This is a genomic window from Microlunatus sagamiharensis (assembly GCF_900105785.1).
GTDB classification, from domain to species: domain Bacteria; phylum Actinomycetota; class Actinomycetes; order Propionibacteriales; family Propionibacteriaceae; genus Microlunatus; species Microlunatus sagamiharensis.
In genome coordinates, this window is the sequence record NZ_LT629799.1 from 3,849,847 (window position 1) to 3,870,586 (window position 20,740).

General features: G+C 75.0%; 19 protein-coding genes. 6 read left to right on the forward strand and 13 right to left on the reverse strand.

Going from position 1 to position 20,740, the window contains the following annotated elements; genetic code table 11:
• Positions 1-27: 27 nt before the first annotated feature.
• Both BLU42_RS17745 and BLU42_RS17750 read right to left on the reverse strand, forming a co-directional pair.
• Complete coding sequence (locus BLU42_RS17745; protein ID WP_091077527.1) at positions 28-690, reverse strand: response regulator; 663 nt, start codon at positions 688-690, stop codon at positions 28-30.
• Positions 684-1,904 (reverse strand): sensor histidine kinase, encoded by a 1,221-nt coding sequence (locus tag BLU42_RS17750; RefSeq protein ID WP_091077531.1) that lies wholly within the window; start codon positions 1,902-1,904, stop codon positions 684-686. The genes BLU42_RS17745 and BLU42_RS17750 overlap by 7 nt, the downstream gene beginning before the upstream one ends.
• A 108-nt stretch (positions 1,905-2,012) precedes the next feature.
• On the opposite strand from BLU42_RS17750, the gene BLU42_RS20760 reads away from it, so the two are divergent.
• The gene (locus BLU42_RS20760; RefSeq protein WP_157720075.1) at positions 2,013-2,150 is read left to right on the forward strand and encodes a hypothetical protein; all 138 of its coding nucleotides are present in this window, start codon (positions 2,013-2,015) and stop codon (positions 2,148-2,150) included.
• A 50-nt stretch (positions 2,151-2,200) separates the two neighbouring features.
• Here the strand turns inward: BLU42_RS20760 and BLU42_RS17755 are convergent, their stop codons facing one another.
• Entirely contained in the window at positions 2,201-2,998 is a 798-nt protein-coding gene (locus tag BLU42_RS17755) for a hypothetical protein (protein WP_157720076.1), read from the reverse strand.
• 102 nt (positions 2,999-3,100) lie between these two features.
• Complete coding sequence (locus BLU42_RS17760; protein WP_091077537.1) at positions 3,101-3,730, reverse strand: DedA family protein; 630 nt, start codon at positions 3,728-3,730, stop codon at positions 3,101-3,103.
• An 85-nt stretch (positions 3,731-3,815) separates the two neighbouring features.
• Between BLU42_RS17760 and sppA the strand changes: the two genes are divergently transcribed.
• Positions 3,816-5,555 (forward strand): signal peptide peptidase SppA, encoded by a 1,740-nt coding sequence (sppA, locus tag BLU42_RS17765; protein WP_231918256.1) that lies wholly within the window; start codon positions 3,816-3,818, stop codon positions 5,553-5,555.
• A gap of 92 nt (positions 5,556-5,647) precedes the next feature.
• Here the strand turns inward: sppA and BLU42_RS17770 are convergent, their stop codons facing one another.
• The 4 genes from BLU42_RS17770 to BLU42_RS21540 form a co-directional block, all read right to left on the reverse strand.
• A complete protein-coding gene (locus BLU42_RS17770; protein ID WP_091077541.1) occupies positions 5,648-6,415 on the reverse strand; it encodes a hypothetical protein in 768 nt (255 codons plus the stop codon).
• Between the two features lie 144 nt (positions 6,416-6,559).
• Positions 6,560-7,180: a GAF domain-containing protein gene (locus BLU42_RS17775; protein WP_091077545.1), complete on the reverse strand. Its 621-nt coding sequence runs from the start codon at positions 7,178-7,180 to the stop codon at positions 6,560-6,562.
• A 122-nt stretch (positions 7,181-7,302) separates the two neighbouring features.
• A complete protein-coding gene (ggt, locus tag BLU42_RS17780; protein WP_231918258.1) occupies positions 7,303-9,021 on the reverse strand; it encodes a gamma-glutamyltransferase in 1,719 nt (572 codons plus the stop codon).
• Positions 9,018-9,194: a hypothetical protein gene (locus BLU42_RS21540; RefSeq protein ID WP_231918260.1), complete on the reverse strand. Its 177-nt coding sequence runs from the start codon at positions 9,192-9,194 to the stop codon at positions 9,018-9,020. Before BLU42_RS21540 ends, ggt begins: the two co-directional genes overlap by 4 nt.
• A gap of 250 nt (positions 9,195-9,444) precedes the next feature.
• Here BLU42_RS21540 and BLU42_RS17785 point away from each other — a divergent pair, with 250 nt between their 5' ends.
• Both BLU42_RS17785 and BLU42_RS17790 read left to right on the forward strand, forming a co-directional pair.
• Positions 9,445-9,924, forward strand: a complete 480-nt coding sequence (locus BLU42_RS17785; RefSeq protein ID WP_091077549.1) for a DUF4383 domain-containing protein — start codon at positions 9,445-9,447, stop codon at positions 9,922-9,924.
• 104 nt (positions 9,925-10,028) lie between these two features.
• Positions 10,029-11,105, forward strand: coding sequence for a sensor domain-containing phosphodiesterase (locus BLU42_RS17790; RefSeq protein ID WP_091077551.1), 1,077 nt, complete (start codon positions 10,029-10,031; stop codon positions 11,103-11,105).
• Positions 11,106-11,139: 34 nt separating this feature from the next.
• Here BLU42_RS17790 and BLU42_RS17795 read toward each other — a convergent pair whose 3' ends face one another.
• Both BLU42_RS17795 and BLU42_RS17800 read right to left on the reverse strand, forming a co-directional pair.
• Positions 11,140-13,404 carry a putative bifunctional diguanylate cyclase/phosphodiesterase gene (locus BLU42_RS17795; protein ID WP_091077554.1) on the reverse strand — a complete coding sequence of 755 codons (2,265 nt, stop codon included), beginning with the start codon at positions 13,402-13,404 and terminating at the stop codon, positions 11,140-11,142.
• A 29-nt stretch (positions 13,405-13,433) separates the two neighbouring features.
• Positions 13,434-15,527, reverse strand: a complete 2,094-nt coding sequence (locus tag BLU42_RS17800) for a glycosyltransferase family 2 protein (protein ID WP_157720078.1) — start codon at positions 15,525-15,527, stop codon at positions 13,434-13,436.
• Between the two features lie 139 nt (positions 15,528-15,666).
• Here BLU42_RS17800 and BLU42_RS17805 point away from each other — a divergent pair, with 139 nt between their 5' ends.
• Both BLU42_RS17805 and BLU42_RS17810 read left to right on the forward strand, forming a co-directional pair.
• Positions 15,667-16,494 carry an SDR family oxidoreductase gene (locus BLU42_RS17805; protein WP_091077559.1) on the forward strand — a complete coding sequence of 276 codons (828 nt, stop codon included), beginning with the start codon at positions 15,667-15,669 and terminating at the stop codon, positions 16,492-16,494.
• Between the two features lie 122 nt (positions 16,495-16,616).
• Positions 16,617-17,639 carry a glycerophosphodiester phosphodiesterase family protein gene (locus BLU42_RS17810; RefSeq protein ID WP_231918262.1) on the forward strand — a complete coding sequence of 341 codons (1,023 nt, stop codon included), beginning with the start codon at positions 16,617-16,619 and terminating at the stop codon, positions 17,637-17,639.
• A 33-nt stretch (positions 17,640-17,672) separates the two neighbouring features.
• Here BLU42_RS17810 and BLU42_RS17815 read toward each other — a convergent pair whose 3' ends face one another.
• From BLU42_RS17815 to BLU42_RS17825, 3 genes are read right to left on the reverse strand one after another with little or no spacing between them, the layout of a single operon-like run.
• Positions 17,673-18,533, reverse strand: a complete 861-nt coding sequence (locus BLU42_RS17815) for an ABC transporter ATP-binding protein (protein ID WP_091077566.1) — start codon at positions 18,531-18,533, stop codon at positions 17,673-17,675.
• Complete coding sequence (locus BLU42_RS17820; RefSeq protein WP_091077569.1) at positions 18,530-19,618, reverse strand: FecCD family ABC transporter permease; 1,089 nt, start codon at positions 19,616-19,618, stop codon at positions 18,530-18,532. Before BLU42_RS17820 ends, BLU42_RS17815 begins: the two co-directional genes overlap by 4 nt.
• On the reverse strand, positions 19,615-20,670 hold the full coding sequence (locus tag BLU42_RS17825) for a FecCD family ABC transporter permease (protein WP_091077573.1): 1,056 nt from the start codon (positions 20,668-20,670) through the stop codon (positions 19,615-19,617). The genes BLU42_RS17820 and BLU42_RS17825 overlap by 4 nt, the downstream gene beginning before the upstream one ends.
• Between the last annotated feature and the right edge of the window lie 70 nt (positions 20,671-20,740).

Genomic DNA, 20,740 nt, shown 5'->3' on the forward strand with positions numbered 1-20,740 from the left:
CGGCAACCTACCGCTCGGCGGAAGGGGTCAGCGGTCGGGGCGGAGGCCGACCTCGAAGGCGAGCAGGACCAGGCCCACGCGGTCGCGGACGCCGAGCTTGGAGAGCAGCCGGCCGACGTGGGTCTTGACCGTGCCCTCGGCCATGTAGAGGCGGGCGCCGATCTCGGTGTTCGTCGCCCCGGCCGCGATCTCGCGGAGCACCTCGAGCTCGCGGGCGGTGAGGTCGTCGAGGCGGGTGTCGTCGCGGCTCGGCGGCTCGCCGGGCAGCGTGGGGACGACGTGGTCGAGGAGCCGTCGGGTCGCGCTCGGCGCCATCACCGCGTCGCCCGCCGCGATGTCGCGGATGGCCGAGAGCAGCTCGTCGGGCCGCGCGTCCTTGAGCAGGAAGCCGCTCGCACCGGCCTTCAGCGCGGCGAAGACGTACTCGTCGAGGTCGAAGGTCGTCAGCACGAGCACGCGGGCCGGGTTGCCGTCCGCGAGCAGCCGCCGGGTCGTCTCGACGCCGTCGAGCACCGGCATGCGGACGTCCATCAGGACGACGTCGGCGGTGACTGTGCGGAGGCGGTTCAGCGCCTCCTGCCCGTCGCTGGCCTCGCCCACGACCTCGAGGTCGTCCTCGGCCTCGATGAGCATCCGGAACCCGCCCCGCACCAGCGCCTGGTCGTCGACCAGGAAGACGCGGGTCACCATGCGGCCACCCGCGGCAGGTCGGGCTGGGTCTCGGCCGCCCGCTCGTACGGGATCCACGCCCTCACGACGAACCCTCCGTTCGGTCCTGGTCCGGCCGAGAGCTCGCCCTCGTGCAGGTTGACGCGCTCGGCCATGCCCCGCAGCCCGTGGCCCTGGCCGTCCGACACCGGGGCGGTCTCGCCGCCGCCGTCGTCGGCGACCTCGATCTCGACCGCGTCCGGCGTGCACGCCACCACGACGCGCGCCCGGGCCTCGGGACCGGCGTGCTTGAGCACGTTGGTCAGCGACTCCTGGACCACGCGGTACGCGGTCAGCCCGACCGCGGGCGACAGCGGCGGCGGCGTCCCGAACGTCGCCAGCTCGGCCCGGTCGCTGGTGCGCCGCACGAGGTCGGCGATGTCGGCCAGCCCGGGCTGGGGACCGTACGCGGTGCTCGCCTCGCCCCGCCCGTCGCGCAGCACCCCGAGGATGCGGCGGGTCTCGGTGAGGGCCTCGCGCCCGGTCTCGGCGATGGTCCCGAGGACCTCTCCAGCGCGCTCGGGGTGCCGGGCGGCCAGCGCGCGGCCGCCCTCGGCCTGCACCACGATGACCGACAGGGAGTGGGCGACGATGTCGTGCAGCTCGCGGGCGATGCGGTTGCGCTCGTCGACGGTCGCCGCGCGGTCGCGCTGCTCCTGCTCCGACTCCAGCAGCCGACGGCGCTCGGCCTCCGAGCGCTGCTGGCGCCCGGCGCTGTCCTCGGACTCGCGCAGCTTGCGCCCGACGACGTAGGTGCCGGAGACGACGGCGAGGCAGGCGACGACGCTGACCATGAAGACGGTGACGTCGGTCAGGCCCCGCCCCGCGAACGCCCAGCGCGCCGGCCCGAGGAACGACCCGACGACGCCGACGGCCCAGCCGAGGCGGGCGAGGGTGCGTGGGCTCCAGCGGGCGAGCGTGTAGATCATGATCGGCACCGAGACGATGCCGGCGGCCGAGGGCATCTCGCTGACCGCGAGCGCGAAGAGGCACCCGGCCGTCATCATCACGAAGGCCGCGGCGGGGAAGGCCCGCCGCACGAGCAGCGGCAGCGTGATCACCAGGGACGCGAGCCCGAGGGCCCGCTCGCCGACGGCGAGGGAGTAGCCGGTCGTCACGAGGGTGACGAGGGCGCACAGGCAGAGGTCGAAGACCAGCTGGCGGTCGCGCACGAGGCGTTCGGCGGCGGAGGGCATGGCGGGACGACCCTACGAGGCGTACGCCGCCCGCGCATCCGACCACGGTCGTGCGCAGTGCCCCGCCGCCTCGGACCGGGGGACCGGGCGGCGTCCTAGGCTGGGCCCATGAAGTGGACGGTGGCAGCCCTCGTCGGCGCCTGCGCGGGCACGGTGGTCTGGGCCGTGAGCCGGCGGACGCGCCGTCCGGCCGAGCCGAGCGGCTGGGCCGCGGCGACCGACCACGTGGCGCCCGCGTCCGTCTGATACCGGCTCCTCCGGCCCGCGCCCGAGCGGGCCGACCGGCGCCGGCTCGCTCAGCGCAGGTCGTCGAGCCCGAGGCCGCGCAGGTGCGCGAGGCGGACGGCGGTGCTGCTGAGCACGCCGTAGAGCACGAGCGCCAGCGCCAGGACCTCCGCGCCCCGCAGCCCGGGACCGGGCGGCAGGTGCAGCGCCTCGCTCAGCAGGCGGGGCAGCCGCGACATCGGGTCGACGGCAACGCACAGCACGTACGGCAGCCCGAGGCAGGTGAGCCAGCGCAGCGTGCTGCGCCAGACGCGGCGCTGGCTCCACCGGGTCCGCAGGGACAGCGGGCGGTAGGGCAGCAGCACCGACACGAGGTTGCCGACGCCGAGCCACAGCAGGGTGGGGTAGAGCACCCCGGGCAGCGTGAGCGTCAGGCGGTAGTCCGGCTCGTCGACGATCGTGATCCAGGCCGTCGCCACGAGGGTGGGCAGCCCGACGATGACGAGCAGGGCGAGGTTCTTGACGAGCAGGATCTTGGCCAGGGGAACCCCGCGCAGCAGGCGCAGGCGGGTGCGGTCGGCGTCGACGCCCAGCACGTTGGTGCTCGTGACGTCGGCCAGGATGAAGACCGCGAAGTAGGTCCCCACGAGGATCGCCCAGTCCCGGTGCGACCCGTCACGCAGCGGCACGACGACGAGGTAGGCCAGCGACAGCACCAGGTTGACCGCGATCCCGATCAGCCAGCCGAACGGCCGGCGGAACGCCCAGCGCAGGTCCTCGCCGACCATCCGGAGCAGGCCCGAGCGCGCGTACGGCACGCCCGCCGCGCTCGTCGGGGACCCCACCACCGCGGGGTCGGCTGTCGTCACGGACCAAGCGTGCCAGGCCCGCCCGTGCGTTGGTCGCCGATCTCCTGGCCGGCTCCTGTGGAATCGCCGGACGCCCAGCCGGACGCCCGGGAGGAGGAGCGCTCAGCCCTCGCCCGCCGGCGCCGCGCGGCGGCGGTGGTCGCGGACCCGCCTGACCACGACGACCGCGACCGCGACGACGGCCAGGACCACGACGACCTCCTGGAACCGGCCCACCCAGGTCTCGACGACCGACCACTGCGAGCCGAGGAGGTAGCCGGCGCTGATCAGCAGGGTGTTCCACACCAGGCTGCCGAGGCTGCTGAGGAGGGCGAAGCGGGCCACCGGCATGCGCGCGACGCCGGCGGGGATGGAGATGAGGCTGCGGACCCCGGGCACCATGCGGCCGAAGAAGACGGCCTTGCCGCCGTGGCGCTCGAACCACCCGTCCACGGTGTCGATGTCCGACTCGCGCACGAGCGGCATCCGCCGGGCGACCGCGCGCAGCCGCTCCTCGCCGACCTTGGCGCCCAGCGCGTAGAGCACCAGGGCCCCGACCAGCGAACCCACGGTGGTCCAGACGACCGCGGCGACGACGTTCAGGGTGCCCTGGCTCGCGGTGAAGCCCGCGAGCGGCAGGATCAGCTCGCTGGGGATCGGCGGGAAGATGCTCTCGAGCGCGACCAGGAGACCGGCGCCCGGGCTCCCGAGCGCGTTCATCAGGGAGACGATCCAGTCGGTCACCCCGTCCATTCTCCGTGACCCGTCCGTGGACCCCGACGCGTACGCCGCCTTGTCGCGACCGGTGCCGTCCGCACGCCGACCTACCGTGGGTGGGGTGGCTTCTTCGACAGGCTCAGGACGGGCTCTGCCCGGCACCGCCCCGCTGCTGCTCGAGATCGACCTGACGTCGGCCCCGGCCGACCCCGCCCCGGGCGACCCGCTGGCCCGGCTCGCCGCGCGCGGCCGGCCCCAGCGCGGGCCGCTGCTGCGGGCCCTGCACGAGGCGGGTTCCGACCGCCGCGTCGTCGGGCTGGTCGCCAAGGTCGGCGGCACCCTGCCCTGGGCGCTGGCCCAGGAGCTGCGCGCCGGGGTCGCGGCGTTCGCGGCCAGCGGCAAGCCGACCGTGGCGTGGGCCGAGAGCTTCGCCGCCGGCGGGAGCGACCTGCCCGCGTACGCGCTGGCCAGCGCCTTCGACGAGGTGTGGCTGCAGCCGACGGGCGAGGTGGCCCTCCTCGGCGTCGCGGTCGAGACCACCTTCCTGCGCGGGGCGCTGGACAAGCTCGGCGTCGAGCCCGAGCTCCAGGGCCGCTACGAGTACAAGAACGCCGTGGACCGCATCAGCCGCTCCGAGCTGACCCCCGCCCACCGCGAGTCGCTCGAGCGGCTGAGCGGGTCCCTCCTCGAGGGGGCGGTCGCGGACGTGGGCGCCGGGCGCGGGCTGCCCGTCGAGGAGGTGCGCCGCCTGGTCGACACGGGTCCGCGCACCGCCGACGAGGCGCGACGGGCCGGGCTGGTCGACCGGCTCGGCTACCGCGACGAGGTCTACGCCTCCGTCCGCGCGCGGGTGGGGGAGGACGCCACGCTGCTCTTCGCCGACCGCTGGCGCCCGCGGCGGCGCCCGGCGCTGCCGTCGCTGCCCGGCCGCTCCCGCGGCCACGTGGCGGTGGTCGAGGTGCGCGGCGGGATCGTCAGCGGGCCCAGCCGCCGGGGCGCGTCCGGCCCGTCGGTCGGCAGCGACACCGTGACCGCCGACCTGCGGGCCGTGCTCGACGACGACTCCGCGCGCGCCGTGGTGCTGCACGTCGACTCGCCCGGTGGCTCGGCCGTGGCGTCGGACACGATCTGGCGCGACGTCTGCCGCGTGCGCGACTCCGGCCGGCCGGTCGTGGTGTCGATGGGGTCCGTCGCGGCGTCGGGCGGCTACTACGTGGCCTGCCCGGCCGACGTCGTCGTCGCCCTGCCCGCCACGCTCACCGGCTCGATCGGGGTCTTCGGGGGCAAGTTCGTCGTGACCGACCTGCTCGAGCGGGTGGGGCTGACGACCGGGGTGGTGGAGCAGGGCGCCCGGGCGCGGATGTTCTCCGCGCGCCGGTCCTTCACCGACGAGGAGCGCGAGCGCCTCGACGCCTCCCTCGACGCGGTCTACCAGGACTTCACCTCCCGCGTGGCCGAGGGTCGCGGCCTGAGCCGCGAGGCCGTCGAGGGCGTCGCCCGCGGACGGGTCTGGACGGGGGCCGACGCCCGGACGGTGGGCCTGGTCGACGAGCTCGGCGGCCTCCACGACGCGGTGCGCATCGCCCGGGAGCGCGCCGACCTGCCCGACCGCGCTCCCGTACGTCCCGCCCGTCACGTCGGGCCGCTGGCCCGGGTCGGCCGACCGCGCAACAGCGAGGACCCGCGCGCCACCGCCTCGCCCGGCGCGAGTGCGCTGGGCGCCCTGGCCGGGCTCGCGGGGCTCACCGGCTCCGCCGGGATCGCCGGTCCCGACGCGGCGGCCGGCCTGGACGGGCTGGCGAGGTTCCTCGGGCTGCCGGCCGGGTCCGAGCTGCGGATGCCGCCGGTCGCGCTGCGCTAGGCCTGGCCTGATCCTTCCGACCGCCGAGCGGTAGATTGCCGCGCTGGCAAGGGCTTGTACGGCGCGGCAACCTACCGCTCGGGAGGAACGGGTCAGCGCGCGCTCCTCCCGAGGAGCGCGGCCGTCTCCTTCGAGGCGCGCTTGATCCCGCCCCGCTCGTCGAGGAACCCGGCCGGCAGACCCACGACGGGGAGCTTGCCCAGGGCGCGGAACACCCGGCTGCCGCGCGGTCGCTCGTCGAGGACCGACTGCAGCTCCCAGAACTGGCGCGCCAGCCGCCACACCGTGCCGGCCGCCCGCCGCGCGCCGGGGCCGAGCCCGCCGCTCTCCTCGGGAGCCGGGATGCTGCCCGCGAGGTCGGCCTCGGCGGCGCCGACGTCCTGCGTCTCCGCGACGGGCACGTCGTCCGGGGCGAGGTCGCGGTCCAGCAGGACCTTGGCGAGCAGGGGCACCCAGCGCTCCGCCTCGACGACCCCGTGCTCACGCGCTGTCGCGCACACCGCGAGCCCGGCCGCGGACGCGCCGAGGGCCGCCTGCAGCGGGACCCGGTCGGCCAGCGCGCCGGCGACCCGGGGCGCGGCGGCTGCGAGCCCGGCGCTGACACCGATGCGGCGCACCCACCACTCGACGCGGTCGTGCAGCGGCCGCTCGTCCCACCGGGGCGACGCGGGGGTGACCTCGCCGAAGGCGCGGTCACGGAGGGCGTCGAGCGCCCTGGCCGGGAAGCGGGCGCTGGGCGGCGGGTCGTCGTCGAGGCCGAGCCAGCGGACCGGGTCGGCGATCACCAGGTGGGCCAGCCGGGCGTAGAGCCCGAGCACCTGCGCCACGCGCTGGTCGGGGATGGCTGGGTCGTCGGCCACGCTGGGCTCCTCGTGCTCGTCGGTCGGAAGGCGATCGTGCCAGAGCCCGCCCGCCTAGGAGGTGCCGAGGACCTCGCCGGTGCCCAGCGCACCGTCGACCAGGCGCGCGGCGACGGTGTCCAGCAGGGTCCCGGTGCGGAACGCCTACGCCCGCAGCACGGCGAGCGCGTCGAGCTCCTCGAGGTCGCCCGCCTGCATGACCATGCCCAGCGCCACGTAGACCGCGTGCCGCTCCTGCAGCACGCGTCCGTCCCCGGAGCCGAGGGCGTCGCCGGGCTCGGGGAGGCCGGCGAGCAGGAGGCCCCCGACGAGCTCCATCACCTCGGACTCGATCACCTCGAGCGGCCACTCGAGCGGCGGCTCGGGATCGGTGCTGTAGCCGCCGAGCGCCCCGAACACCACGCCGCTGCGGGCGAGCGGGAAGGACAGCGTGCTGCGGAACGGCGTGTGGGCGATCAGCGCGCGCCCGTAGACCGGCCAGCCCAGGACCAGCGCGTCCCGGGAGGAGGCCATCGCGCGACCGTGGGCGGCCGAGCTGAGGCAGGGCCCCTCGCCGAGGGTGACCTGGAGCTGCTCGGCCAGGGGCACGTGCTCCCCCGACGAGCCGACCGGCAGCCGCACGAGGCGGTGGAGCATCACGATCCCGGCGCCGGGCAGGCCCAGGACCCGGCGGACGGCGTCGGACACGCGGTCCGGCGAGAGGTCGTGGTAGCGGCCGCCGCTGAGGGTGCGGAGCTCGGCGACGAACCGCGAGCGGAGCTCCACGAGGCATTCCCGTCCGGTGCGTGCGGGTCGGGCCGTCCTGCACGGCCCGACGGCGTCCGCGGACCCCGTGGTGCGAGATGTTACGGGGGTCGTCCGATCAGAGGCACCGGGGGCTCGTGGGCTCAGCGGGGGCGCACCACCTCGGCGTCACCCCCGCCCCGGCGGACCGGCTCGGCCACGGCGAGCACGCGTCCGCCGCGGCGGAACTCCAGCGCCGCGACGGCGCCGATCTGGGCGTTCAGCGTGAAGGAGTCGCCGGTCGGGACCAGCGTGTAGCCGAGGGCCTCCAGATCGTCCCCGTACGCGGCGACGAACTCCGGCTCGGCGCTCACCGAGGCGAGGTTGCGCGCACTGGCGCGGGGCGCCGCGACCGCCTCGGGCAGCGTCATGCCGAGGTCGACGCGGTTGACCAGCGTCTGCAGCACCGTGGTGATGATCGTGGCGCCGCCGGGGGAGCCGATGGCGTAGCGGGGCTTGCCGTCCTGCAGCACGATCGTGGGGGCCATCGAGCTGCGCGGGCGCTTGCCGCCCTCGAGCCGGTTGGGGTCGGAGGCGTAGCCGGCTGCGCTCGGGTCGTAGCTGAAGTCGGTCAGCTCGTTGTTGAGCAGGAAGCCGCGACCGGGCACGACGATGCCGGAGCCGCCGGTCTGCTCGATCGTGAGCGTGTAGGACACGACGTTGCCCCACCGGTCGGAGGTGACGAGGTGGGAGGTCGAGGTGCCGACCTCGTTGCGACCGACCGGTGCGGCGGACGAGCAGCCGTCGGCGTCGAGGGCCCCGGGCGCGGTCGGCGTCGGGAGGGCCCGGTCGCCGATCAGGCAGGCCCGCGAGCGGGCGAAGCGCTTCGAGAGCAGCGTGTCCAGCGGCACGTCGACGAAGGCGGGGTCGCCCACGTAGGCGTTGCGGTCGGCGAAGGCCAGGGACGAGGCGTCGAGGTAGTCGTGCAGGGCCGTGGTGCGCGGCAGCCGCGACAGCTTCGTGGTCTGCAGGATGTTCAGGGCCTCGCCGACGGTCGAGCCGCCGCTCGAGGACGGCGCGATGCTGTAGACGTCGAGCCCGCGGTAGCGCACCTTGGTCGGCGCGGGTCGCTTGACCCGGTACGCCTTCAGGTCGGACTTCTCGAGGTAGCCCTTCGGGAAGGGGAGCGTGGCGTCCGCGGTCGTGGGCGGGTCCTGCACCGTCCGGACGATGTCCTCGCCGACCCGACCGCCGTAGATCACCTTCGTGCCCTCGCGCCCGAGCGCCCGGTAGGTGGCGGCGAGGTCGCGGTTGCGGAAGACGGAACCGACCTTCGGCGCGTCGCCGCCCGGCAGGTAGAGGTCGGCGGTGGTGCTGACCTGGGCGAAGCGGTCCTTGTTCTGCAGGGTCTGCTCGCGGAAGGTGTCGTCCACGACGAACCCGCGGTCGGCGATCTTCTCGGCCGGCCGCAACGCCTGGCCGAGGCTGAGCGTCCCCCAGCGGTCGAGCGCCTTCTCCCAGGTGAGCGGCGTACCCGGCACCCCCACGCTGGCTCCGCTCGTCACCAGGTCGGGGGTGAACGGGTACGGCTTGCCGGTCGCCTTGTCGACGAAGGCGTCGCCCGGGATCGACGCCGGCGCGGTCTCGCGCCCGTCGATCGTCGAGACCTTGCCGCTGCGCGCGTCGTAGTAGACGAGGTAGCCGCCGCCCCCGATGCCGGTGGAGTACGGCTCGGTGACCCCGAGCGCGGCCGCGGTGGCGATCGCCGCGTCCACGGCGTTGCCGCCCTTGCGCAGCACCTCGATCCCGGCGCGGGTGGCCTCGGGGTCGACGCTGGAGACCGCGCCGCCCGTGCCGAGCGCGGTCGCGTTCTTCTGGGTCACCCGGCCCCCTTGGCCGCCGGGTCGGCCGCCCGGCCCGCGGGTGCGGCGGTGTCGGCGGCGGGCTGCGTACGGGGCGCCGGGCTGGCGGCGGGCGCCAGCGAGGTCACGAGCGCGAGGCCGCAGGCGCTCGCGAGCAGGGTGCGACGCAGCCGGGGCGTCTTCGGAGCGGGCATGAGCGGCCTCTCGTTCGGGTGAGGCCACTCAAGCGCACGGCACCGACGAAAGTCGAGGGCCCGGGGCCACGGGTCGACGCCGACCGCGCGCCGCTCGGCGGACACGCCGCGGCGAGGTGGACGGTTGCCCCGCGCGTCCGCCGGCCGTGCGACAGACTGGGGCCGAGAGAAGGCCGGGGACCGCCGGACCGGCACCGGGCGCCGTGGCCCGGGTCGGTCCGCCACCACGGCCGCAGACCGAAGGAGAACCATGGCCGCCCTCGCCCCGGACCCCCGCCGGGCCAAGCGCTCGCAGATCCAGCTCGGCGCGGCCGGCTTCGGGGTCGTCTTCCTGCTCGTCGGCGTGGCCGGCTTCATCCCGGGCATCACGAGCCACTCGATGCACCTCGGCATGGCTGGTCGGGAGTCGACCGCCCGGCTCCTCGGCATCTTCCAGGTCTCGGTGCTCCACAACGCCGTGCACCTGGCCTTCGGCGTCGCCGGCCTGCTCTTCTCGACGACCGCGATGCGCGCCCGCAACTACCTGCTCTACGGCGCCCTCGTCTACGCCGTCGTCTTCTTCTACGGGATCTTGATCCCCTACCAGGGCGGCGCGAACTTCCTGCCGCTGAACGCCGCCGACGACGCGCTGCACTTCGCGCTGGCCGGGGCGATGTTCGCCGCCTCGCTCGTCCTGGACCGGGGTCCCGCCTGGACCGAGGTCCTCCAGAAGGGCAAGGCCGACCTCTGATCCCGGTCTCGCACCCGGGCGGTCCCGCCGGGAACACCTCCACGGCAGCCGACCTCCCCGAGGTCGTCGCCGTCGCCGAGCGGCTGGGCCGGATCGCCGCCTCGGTGGTCGGCTTCGACCACGCCACCGTGCTGCTGCCCTCGGGGCGCACCCTCCCCGCGGTCGCCGACCGGCCGTCCGCGGCTGCCCGCCTCGACGCGCGGGTGCTCGGGTCCGGGGAGGCCCTGGTCGTCGAGCAGGCCGAGCCCGACGACGCACCGCTGGGGGCCTACGTCGGCATCCCCGTGAGCGTCGCGGAGCACGTCGTGGCGGTGCTCAGCATCTGCGACGGGCTCCCCCGCAGGGTCTCGCGACGCGACCTGTCGGTGCTGCTCGAGCTGGGTGAGCTGTTCTCGATGGAGCTCCGGCGCCACGGTGACGCCCCGGCCGACGACCCGCTGGCCGTCGACCTTGCGCGGGGGCTCAAGCGCGGCGAGGTCGTGCCGTGGTACCAGCCGGTCGTGGACCTGCTCACCGACCGCGTGGTCGGTGTGGAGGCCCTGGCGCGCTGGCGGCGCGCGCCGGGCGTGGTCGAGCCCCCCAGCGTCTTCATCCCCGTCGCGGAGCAGACCGACCTGATCCTCGACGTGGACCTGGCGGTGCTGCGCGGGGCCCTGCGCGACCTGCGCGGCTGGCAGGCGCAGCGTCCCGACTTCTGGACGACCGTGAACCTCTCCACGCGTCACCTCGAGCGCCCGGGCTGGCTGGACGAGCTCCGAGGAGAGGCCGAGGCGGCCGGCGTCGACCCGGCGTCGGTCATCATCGAGGTCACCGAGACCTCGGCCCCGGTCGACGAGGTCACCAGCCGCGCCGCCGTCGACGGGATGCGCGCGCTCGGCTTCCACGTGTGGTTCGACGACTTCGGCTCCGGCTGGTCGGCCATGTCCGACCTCAGCCGCTTCCCCGTGGACGGCATCAAGATCGACCGCTCGTACGCCGAGCAGCTCGGCACCCGGACCGGCGAGGTCGTGATCGCGGCACTCGTCTCCGCCGCCACCGAGCTCGGGCTCAGCGTGACGATCGAGGGCATCGAGAACGCCGCGCAGCACGACCGTGCGCGCAACCTCGGCTGCCACTTCGGGCAGGGCTTCCTCTGGTCGCGACCGGTCCCGCCTGCCGCCGTGGTCCGCTGGCTCTCCTGAGCCCAGGTCTGCCCGACGGCGGGGTCCGAGGTCCTCAGCCCACGGCTGAGAGTGCCGCGATCGTGCGGCGCGGCATGGGCCCCTGGGCGTAGCGGCACCCGACCCCGGTGAGTGCCTCGAGCTGGTGGCGGTCGGTCACCCCGTCCGCGACGACATCCCACCCGAAGGTGTGGGCGGTCTCGATCGTCAGCCGCAGCAGGGTCGAGCCGGACCACGGTCCGGCGCTGAGCCTCGCCGGGTCGATGCGCACGAGGTCGACGGGCAGCTGCGACCAGCGGTCCGTCGGGCCCTCCCGGGTGCCGAACCCGTCGATGCAGACCCTCACGCCGAGGGCGCGCAGCTCGTCGAGGTGGGCGAGCAGGCGGGGGTCGTCGTCGAGCTCGGACTCGTCCAGCACGACCACGAGGTGCGAGGCCGGGAGGTCGGCGTCGGCGAGCGCCCCGGCCACGTCCTGCAGCACCCGGGCGCGCTGCAGGTGACGGCCTGACATCGGCACCGACAGCACGGTCGGTCGCGACGACAGGGGCACGTTGGTCACCTGCCGGGCCGCCTCGCGCAGGACCCAGGTGTCGAGGTCGCACACCAGCTCGGAGCGCTCGGCGACCGGGAGCAGGTCGGCTCGGGACAGCTCGTCCTCACCCGGGCGCGGCCACACCACGTCCACCTCGTAGCCGGCCACCGTCTGCGAGGCGAGGTCGACCACGGGCTCGTGGCGCAGCTGCAGGTCGCCGTGGGCGATGGCGCGGGCCAGGCCCTGCTGCAGCTGGTCGCGGCGCTCGAGCTCCTCGCGGAGCCGGCGGTCGAAGACCTCGACGCGGTCCCGCCCGCCGACCTTGGCGCTGTAGACGGCGACGTCGGCCTCGTGCAGCAGCCGGTCGGGGTCGACCACTCCGTCCTGCGCGATCGCGACGCCGACGCTCGCACCGATCACCACTTCGCGCCCGGTGTCGAGCGTGATCGGCTGCCGGAGCGCGGTGACCACCCGGTCGGCGACCGCGACGGCCGAGGTCTCCTCGTCGACCGGCTCGAGCAGCACGACGAACTCGTCACCGCCGAGCCGGGCCACCACGTCGCCCGTGCGCACGCACGCCTGCATGCGGCGCCCGCTCGTCACGAGGACCTCGTCCCCCGCGGCGTGGCCGAGGGTGTCGTTGACCTGCTTGAAGCCGTCGAGGTCCACGAAGAGCAGCCCGATCACCGCTCCGCTGCGCTGGGCGCGGCTGAGCGCGCCACGCATCATCGTCATGGCCTGGGCGCGGTTCGGCAGACCGGTCAGGCTGTCGTGGGCCGCCTGGTGGGCCAGGGCCATGCGGGCCGCCTCCCGGTCGGCGTTGGCCGCCTGGATCTGGTCGAAGGAAACCTTGATGCGGAGCACGGCGAGCGTGACGACGAGGACGGAGCCGACGACGATCGCCCACACGTCGACGGTCAGCCCGAGCGCGGTCCAGACCGCCAGGACGGCGGGAGGGACGAGCACGGCCGCCCCGATGGCGGCCATCCGCCAGCGGGAGAACGTCACCGGCTCGACCCGTGGCGGTTCCGTCAGCGAGACCATCGAGGGGTGGAGCGCGGACGCACCCCAGACGGCGTACGAGGACAGCCAGAGGGCCTCGAGGAGGGCCGTCGACGCCGGGCCCTCCGTGCTCAGGGCGGCGTCGGCGACGTCGGCCGTGACCATCATGAGGACGGCCACCACGAGCAGCCGGAACGACCGGCTCCGTCCGCCGGGGGTGGTCAGGAGGCGGGCCAGCCCGCCGACGAGCACCAGGTCGACCGCGGGGTAGAGCGCGGCGACGAGGTCGGCCGACCCCCAGACCTTGTTGCCGAGGGTGCCTGGCGCGACCAGCAGGACCCAGGCGAGGAGCGCGAGCGCGGCGGTGACGATGGCGCTGTCCAGGTTGCCGGCCGGGTCGCGGCGGGGGCGGCGGCCCCGGACGAGGACCAGCAGCGAGGCCGTCATCGGCAGGTAGCCGAGGAGGTAGAAGGGGTCGGCCGGTGACGGTGCCGGGTCGAGCCCGACGACGTCGGTGATCACGGAGTCGATCGAGTCGCCCACCGTCCACAGGCCGAGGCCCGTCGCCATCAGGTACCAGGGCAGGGCCTGCGCCGGACGGTGCACCCGGACCCCGACGAGCACGGCGACGACCGTGGCCGAGCCGAGGAGGAGGTACAGGGCGTCGTGGACCAGGCCCGTGGTGAGGGTGATCGGTACCAGGGCGACCGCGGCCGCGACGAGCAGCCCGAGCCAGGCGCGGGCAGGTCGGGCGGGGAAGCGGGTGGTGAGGCCGGGCGAGGTCATGTCACGGGCTCCTGGGGGACGGCCGGGCGTCAGTCGAACTGGCGCGCGAGGACGGGGGCGTGGGGGTGGCGCTCGGCGCGCCTCGTCGCGACCGCGGGCACCCCGTCGGGCAGGCCGTCGACGACGCCGGCGGGGGTGTGGAAGAGCCACAGCGCCACCGTGCGGTAGGCGGCCCAGTCGGAGGTCGGCACGCGCAGGGAGACGACCTCGCTGCTCCCGCCCGGCTCGTCCGCCACGCGGACCGTCTCCATCCGCACCGGCTCCGTCCCGGGGAGGGCGAGGTCGACGTGGGTCCCGCCGCGCAGGGTGCCGCGGGGGAAGCGGACGGCCGCGCCGCCCAGCGAGAGGTCGACGAGCTCGCCCTCCGTCCCGTCGAGGGTCACCGGCGCCCGCAGCGCGACGCGGTGCGCGTTGCGCCGCGAGGTCGCGTACTCCGCCGCCTGGATGCGTCGGATGCTCATGACCAGCACGGTGCCCGCCAGGGCCAGCCAGAGCCCCGAGGCCGCCGTGCTCGAGGGGTCCGAGTGCCACGGCACGTAGCCCGACAGCCCGAGCAGGGCGTAGACGGCCACGGCCACGAGCGTCCACAGCAGGCCCCAGACCACGGCGGGCACCCGGCCGCGGAGCCGCTGGTCGGCCCCGGACTTCGGGGTCACCTGGAAGGTCAGCTCGCGCCGGGTGACCAGCCACCACAGGCACGCCAGGCCGACGGGGATGCGCAGGACGCGCAGCGCGAACGCCGTCGGCCAGTGCTGGTGCCCGCGGAAGAGCAGCCGGACCCCCCACAGCCGGACGGCGAACATGACGGCGAAGACGATCGTGAAGACCAGGGGGTCCGCGGTCGAGACCCGGGCGCCGCTGACGAGGACCACGGCAGGAACCAGGAAGGCGAGGACCGTCCCGACGCCTTCGAGCCACCAGGTCGGCCCGCTCAGGTACTCGTAGAAGTTCCGCCAGGACAGCCAGCGCCGGGCCGCCCAGAGTCGCTCGGTGACGAGGACCTGCATGCAGCCCATCCCCCACCGCCGCCGCTGCAGCAGGTACTGCTCGGGCGTGTCCGGGGCGAGGCCGAGGGCCAGCACCTGGTGGTGGTAGACGGTCTTCCAGCCCTTGCGGATGAGCAGGAGGGTGGTGTGCATGTCCTCGACGATGGTGTCGGTCGAGATCCCGCCGACCTCGCGCAGGGCGGAGAGCCGGATGAGCGAGGTCGAGCCGCACCAGAACGGTCCGGCGCCGTCGTGGTTGCGCCCGGGGAGCAGGACGTGGAAGAAGACGCCCTGCTCGCCGGAGCTGCCGTCGTCGTCGAAGGCCCCGGAGTTGTAGTAGGTCTGCGGCGCCTGCACCAGGGCGACGTCCGGGTCGTCGAAGTGACCGAGCGTCGCGGTGAGGAAGGTCGGCAGCGGGACGTGGTCGCAGTCGAGCACGGCGACGACGTCGACCGGCTCGGCTCCTTCGGCCACCTCGGCGGCCAGCAGGTCGAGGGCGTGGTTCATGTTCCCCGCCTTGGCGTGCGTGTGCTCCAGGCGGGTCACGTGCCGTGCGCCGAGGGCGGCGCACAGCTCGGCCACCCAGGGGCGGCTGCCGTCGTCGAGGACCCAGGTCTGGTGCGCCGGCTCGAGCTCGAGCGCCGCGGCGATGGTGGGGGCGATGACCTCGACCGGCTCGTTGTAGGTCGGGATCATCACCACGCAGCGCTGGCCGGGTCGCGCGTCGGAGACGGGGACCGGCGCCCGGGTGTCGATGTCCCACAGCGTCACCGCCCGGATCACCAGGCCTGCGACGGGGAGGATCTCGAAGGCGACCAGCACCCAGGCGGCGACCAGGTCCCACCCGCCCAGGGGCAGGGTGAAGAGGATCCGCCAGGTGACGTAGACGACCAGCGCGGTGATGGCGGTCAGGATGCCGAGCCGTGCGCCGAGGCGGGAGCGACGCGACTCGGTGACCATCGGCGACAGACCGTAGGCCCAGCCGGCGAGCCGGTTCCCCGAGGCGACGGTCGCCCGTCGCATGTCGACCCGGGAGAGCACGGGGGGTGCGACGCCGGTGCGGGGACTGCTCCCCGGGGCGACGGCCGCCCGGACGGCGGGACCGGCCTCGGGGTCGGCGAGATCATGAGGGCGCACGGGAGCTCCTGGCCTTGCGGGTCCCCGAGCACGACGATGGTAGCCGTGGTGAGCCGGGTCGGCGAGTGCGTGACACTGTCCTGGCCCGGTCCGGCCGGCTTGGCCGGTTCAGCCGGTGCAGCGGGCGAGGAGGAGCGGGATGGTGCTGGCGGTCACGGGGTCCACGGGTCGGGTCGGAGGGCTGGTCGCGGAACGGCTCGCGCCGGCCGTCGACCGGCTCGTCGTCCGGGACGCCTCGCGCGCCCCACGGCTGCCGGGCGACCCGGAGGTCGTCGAGGCGACGTACGGCGACGCCGAGGCGTCCGAGCGCGCGCTGCGCGGGGTCGACGTGCTGTTCATGGTGTCGGGGGCGGAGTCGGAGGTGCGCCGCCAGCAGCACCGGACGTTCATCGAGGCGGCGGCGCGGGCCGGGGTGGGCCACATCGTCTACACGAGCTTCGCCGGGGCTGCCGCGGACGCGATCTTCACCCTCGGGCGCGACCACCACGACGCGGAGGAGACCATCCGGCGCAGCGGGATGGCCTGGACGCTGCTGCGTGACAACTTCTACTCCGACTTCTTCCCGCTCTTCGCCGGCGATGACGGTGTGGTCCGGGGGCCCGCCGGCGAGGGCCGCGTGTCGGCGGTGGCGCGGGCGGACGTGGGCGAGGCCGCGGTCGCCGTCCTCCAGGCCCCCGCGAGCCACGCCGGGCGGACCTACACGCTGACCGGTCCCGAGGCCTTCTCGGTGCGCGAGGCCTGCGCGCGGATGACCGCGGCGCTCGGACGGCCCTTCACCTACGTCGAGGAGTCGGTCGAGGAGGCGTACGAGTCCCGACGCGTCTGGACCCAGGAGCAGTGGCAGCTCGACGCCTGGGTGAGCACCTACCTCGCCATCGGCTCCGGTCTGCTGGCCGACGTCAGCGGCGACGTCGAGCGGCTGACCGGGCACCGCGCGCGCACGCTGGAGGAGTCGCTCGGCGGCTGAGACCAGCCTGAGCACAGACACATAACGTTCACCCGCACGTCGGCGGGACGTGCGTGTCGGAACACCGCCCCGTCGCCGGGCGGGAGTGCCATGGACGCATGCTCTCTCCCGCCCCAGCGGCCGTGACGAGTGACCCTCAGCAGCTGGTCGTGGCCCACCGCGGCGCCAGCGGCTACCTCCCCGAGCACACCCGTGCGTCGTACGAGCTCGCGATCCTCCAGGGCGCCGACGTCGTCGAGCCCGACCTCGTGCTCACCGCCGACGGCGTGCTCGTCGTGCGGCACGAGAACGAGATCGGCGAGACGACCGACGTCGCCGACCGGCCCCGCTTCGCCGACCGGCGCACCTCCAAGGTCGTCGACGGCGTCGTGCGGACGGGCTGGTTCGCCGAGGACTTCACCCTCGACGAGCTCCGGACGCTGCGCGCGGTCGAACGGCTCCCGCACCTGCGGCCCGGCAGCCGCACCTTCGACGGCGCCTTCGCGCTGATGACCTTCGACGAGGTGCTCGACCTCGCCGCGCGCTCCACCACGCCCGACGGGCGCCGGGTCGGGGTGCTCGCCGAGATCAAGCACGCGACGTACTTCTCCGGCCTCGGGCTCGACCCCGTGCCGCGGCTGCTCGCCGCGCTCGACACCCGCGGCTGGACCACCGACGACGCACCGGTCATGGTGCAGAGCTTCGAGACGGCGTGCCTGCGGCAGGTCGCCGACGGCTCGGGTGTGCGGATCGGCCAGCTCGTCGAGGCGGGCGAGGTTCCGTACGACCTCGTGGTCGCCCGCGACCCGCGCAGCCCCGCCGACCTGGTGAGCGCCGCCGGCCTCGCGGCGGCCAGCCGCTACGCCGACGCGGTCGGGCTCGAGAAGGGCCTGATCATCCCGCGCGACCCGACCGGGCGGCTGCTCGACGTGACGCCGGTGCCGCGCCAGGCGCACGACGTGGGCCTGGAGGTCTTCGGCTGGACGTTCCGGCGCGAGAACCGCTTCCTCCCGCTCGACTTCCGCGTCGGCACCGACCCGGCCGCGCCCGGGGACCTCGCCGGCGAGATCGCGGTGCACCTCGCGGCCGGGATGGACTCGGTCATCACCGACCACCCGGACCTGGCGCGGGTGCCGCACCCGGCGGCGGTGCCCGCCCTGGCCTGAGCCCTCGTCCGGAGGCGCGGGCCTCGCGGGCGCTCAGCGCGCGGCCGCGCCCTCCGGCTCGGCGCAATGGTGCCGGCCGACGGGGACGACGGTCGGGGTGTGCGACACCGGGTCGTCCACCACGACCGACGTGATGCCGAAGACCCGCTCCACCAGCTCGGGCGTCACGACCGACCGGGGCGGGCCCTGGGCCGTCACGGCACCGTCGGCCATCGCGATCAGGTGGTCGGCGTAGCGGCAGGCGAGGTTCAGGTCGTGCATGACGACGACGATCGTGGTGCCGCGCTGCCGGTTCAGGTCCGTCAGCAGGTCGAGGACGTCGATCTGGTGGGCGAGGTCGAGGTAGGTCGTCGGCTCGTCGAGCAGGAGCAGGTCGGTCTCCTGCGCCAGGGCCATGGCGATCCAGACCCGCTGGCGCTGCCCGCCGCTCATGTCCTCGATCCGCCGGTCGGCGAGCTCGGTCGTCCCGGTCGCCGCGAGCGCGTGGGCCACCGCCTCGTCGTCGGCGGCGGTCCAGTGCCGGAACCAGCCCTGGTGCGGGTAGCGGCCGCGCCCGACCAGGTCGGTCACCGTGATGCCCTCCGGTGCGACGGGCGCCTGCGGCAGCAGGCCGAGCACGCGCGCGACCTCCTTGCTCGGCGTGTGGTGCACGCTCTTGCCGTCCAGCAGCACCGCACCGCGGACGGGGGTCACCAGCCGGGCCATGCCGCGCAGCAGGGTCGACTTGCCGCAGCCGTTGGCGCCGACGACGACGGTGATGCGGCCGTCGGGGACCCTTACCGACAGGTCGTCGACGACGGTGCGGTCCCCGTACGCGAGGACGAGCCCCTGCGTCTCGAGGCGGTGGCTGCTCGCGTCGTCGGTGGTGGAGGCGACGGGTGCGGGTTCGGTCATCCGCCGACTCCTGCGCGGTTGGAGCGGACGAGGAGGTAGAGCAGGTACGGCGCGCCGACGGCCGCGGTGACGACGCCGACCGGCAGCACGAAGGGCAGCAGGTGCTGCCCGGCCACGTCGGAGACGACCACGACGAGCGCACCGACGAGCGCGGCGGGGACGAGCGAGGGTCCGCTGCCCTGCGTGAGCCGCTTGGCGATCGGTCCGGCGACGAAGGCCACGAAGCCGACGGGGCCGGCCGCCGCGGTGGCCACGGCGGCCAGCATGACGGCGAGCACGATGGCGACCAGCCGCGCGGCCTCGACCCGCAGCCCGACCGAGGCGGCGACGTCGTCGCCGAGCTGGAGCACGAGCAGCGCCCGTCCGGTCAGCAGGACCAGCGGGACGAGCACCGCGCAGGCCAGGGCGAGGGGGCGCAGCTGGTCGGCCGACGCGCCGTTCAGGCTGCCGGTCAGCCAGACCAGCGCGGTCTGGGCCTCGAAGACGTCGGCCCGGGTCATCAGGAAGTCGACGACGGCCAGCATCAGCGCCGAGACCCCGACGCCGACCAGCACGAAGCGGTAGCCGGACAGCCCGCCGCGGTAGGCGACGGCGTAGATCACGGCCGCCGACACCAGCGCCCCGGTGAGAGCGGCGCCCGAGACGAGCATGCCCGTCCAGCCGAGCAGCAGGATGGCGAGCACGCCGCCCGCGCTCGCGCCGTAGCTGATCCCGATGATGTCCGGGCTCGCGAGCGGGTTGCGCAGCAGGTTCTGGAACGTCGTGCCCGAGAGGCCGAAGCAGGCGCCCACGAGCAGGCCGGTCAGCACCCGGGGCAGGCGCAGGTCGAGCACGATGAAGTTCGAGGCGGTCGTGCCCTGCCCGACGAGGGTCGCGACGAGCTGATCGAGCGGCAGCGGGTAGTCACCGAGGCTGAGGGCCGTCCCGACGGCGACCAGCAGGGCGACGACCAGGCCGAGGCAGACGGCCATGGTCCGGGTCAGGGCGTGCCGGCGGACCCGGCGCACCGAACCGGTGCCGGCCCGGACGGCGGCCCCGTGCGCGGCGGCCGACGCCGTCGGCACCGCCGAGGACAGGGCGGTCACAGCCCGGACAGCCGGTGGCGGCGGACGATGGCGACGAACACGGGCGCTCCCAGCACGGCGGTGACGATGGCGACCTGGACCTCTCCGGGGCGGGCGACGACGCGGCCCACGACGTCGGCGGTGAGCAGCAGGATCGGCGCGAGCAGCATCGAGGTGGGCAGGATGCGGCGGTAGTCGCTCCCGACCAGGGCGCGGGCGGCGTGGGGGATGGTGAGTCCCACGAAACCCACCGGTCCGGCCGCCGCGGTGGCCGCCCCGCACAGCAGCACGACGGCGGCCGCGCTCAGCACGCGGATCAGGCCCACCCGCGCACCCAGGCCGCGGGCGACGTCGTCGCCCATGGCGAGGCTGTTCAGCCCCCGGCCGAGGGCGAGGGCCAGGACCCCGCCGACCAGCAGGAAGGGCAGGACGCGGACGGTGACGCCGAGGTCGCGGCCGTTGAGGCTGCCGACCTGCCAGAAACGGAACTGGTCGAAGGTCTGCTGGTCGGCCAGCAGCAGGGCGGTGGTGAAGGCGCCGAAGAAGGCCGTCACCGCGGCGCCGGCCAGGGCCAGCTTGACCGGGGTCGCGCCCTCGCGGCCGAGCGCGGCGACGGAGTAGACGAGGACCGAGGCGCCCGCCGCGCCGGCGAAGGCGAACCACACGTAGCCCGACACGCTCCCGACGCCGAAGACGCCGATGCCGACCACGATGGCCAGGGCCGCCCCGCCGTTGACGCCCAGGATCCCGGGGTCGGCGAGGGGGTTGCGCGTGACGCCCTGCATCACCGCACCGGCGAGACCGAGTGCCGCCCCGACCAGCAGGCCGAGGACCGTGCGCGGGAGCCGCGAGGTGACGACCACGAGCTGGTCGGTGTCGTCGGGGTCGTAGCGGGTGAGCGCGTCGAGGACCGTGCCGGCCGGGATGCTGCGCGCACCGATGGCCAGGCTGGCCAGGACGAGCAGGACCAGGACGCCGCCGGCCAGCAGCAGGACCGGGGCGCTCCGCCGCCGGGCGGGTCCGCGGTCGGGCACGCGGCGCGTTGCGCCAGGGCGTGCTGCCGTCAGGGCCATGGAGGCGAGGCTAACCTAACTTTCTGTCCCAGTGTCCGGGCTGTGGCGAGCATCTCGACAGGAACGACCC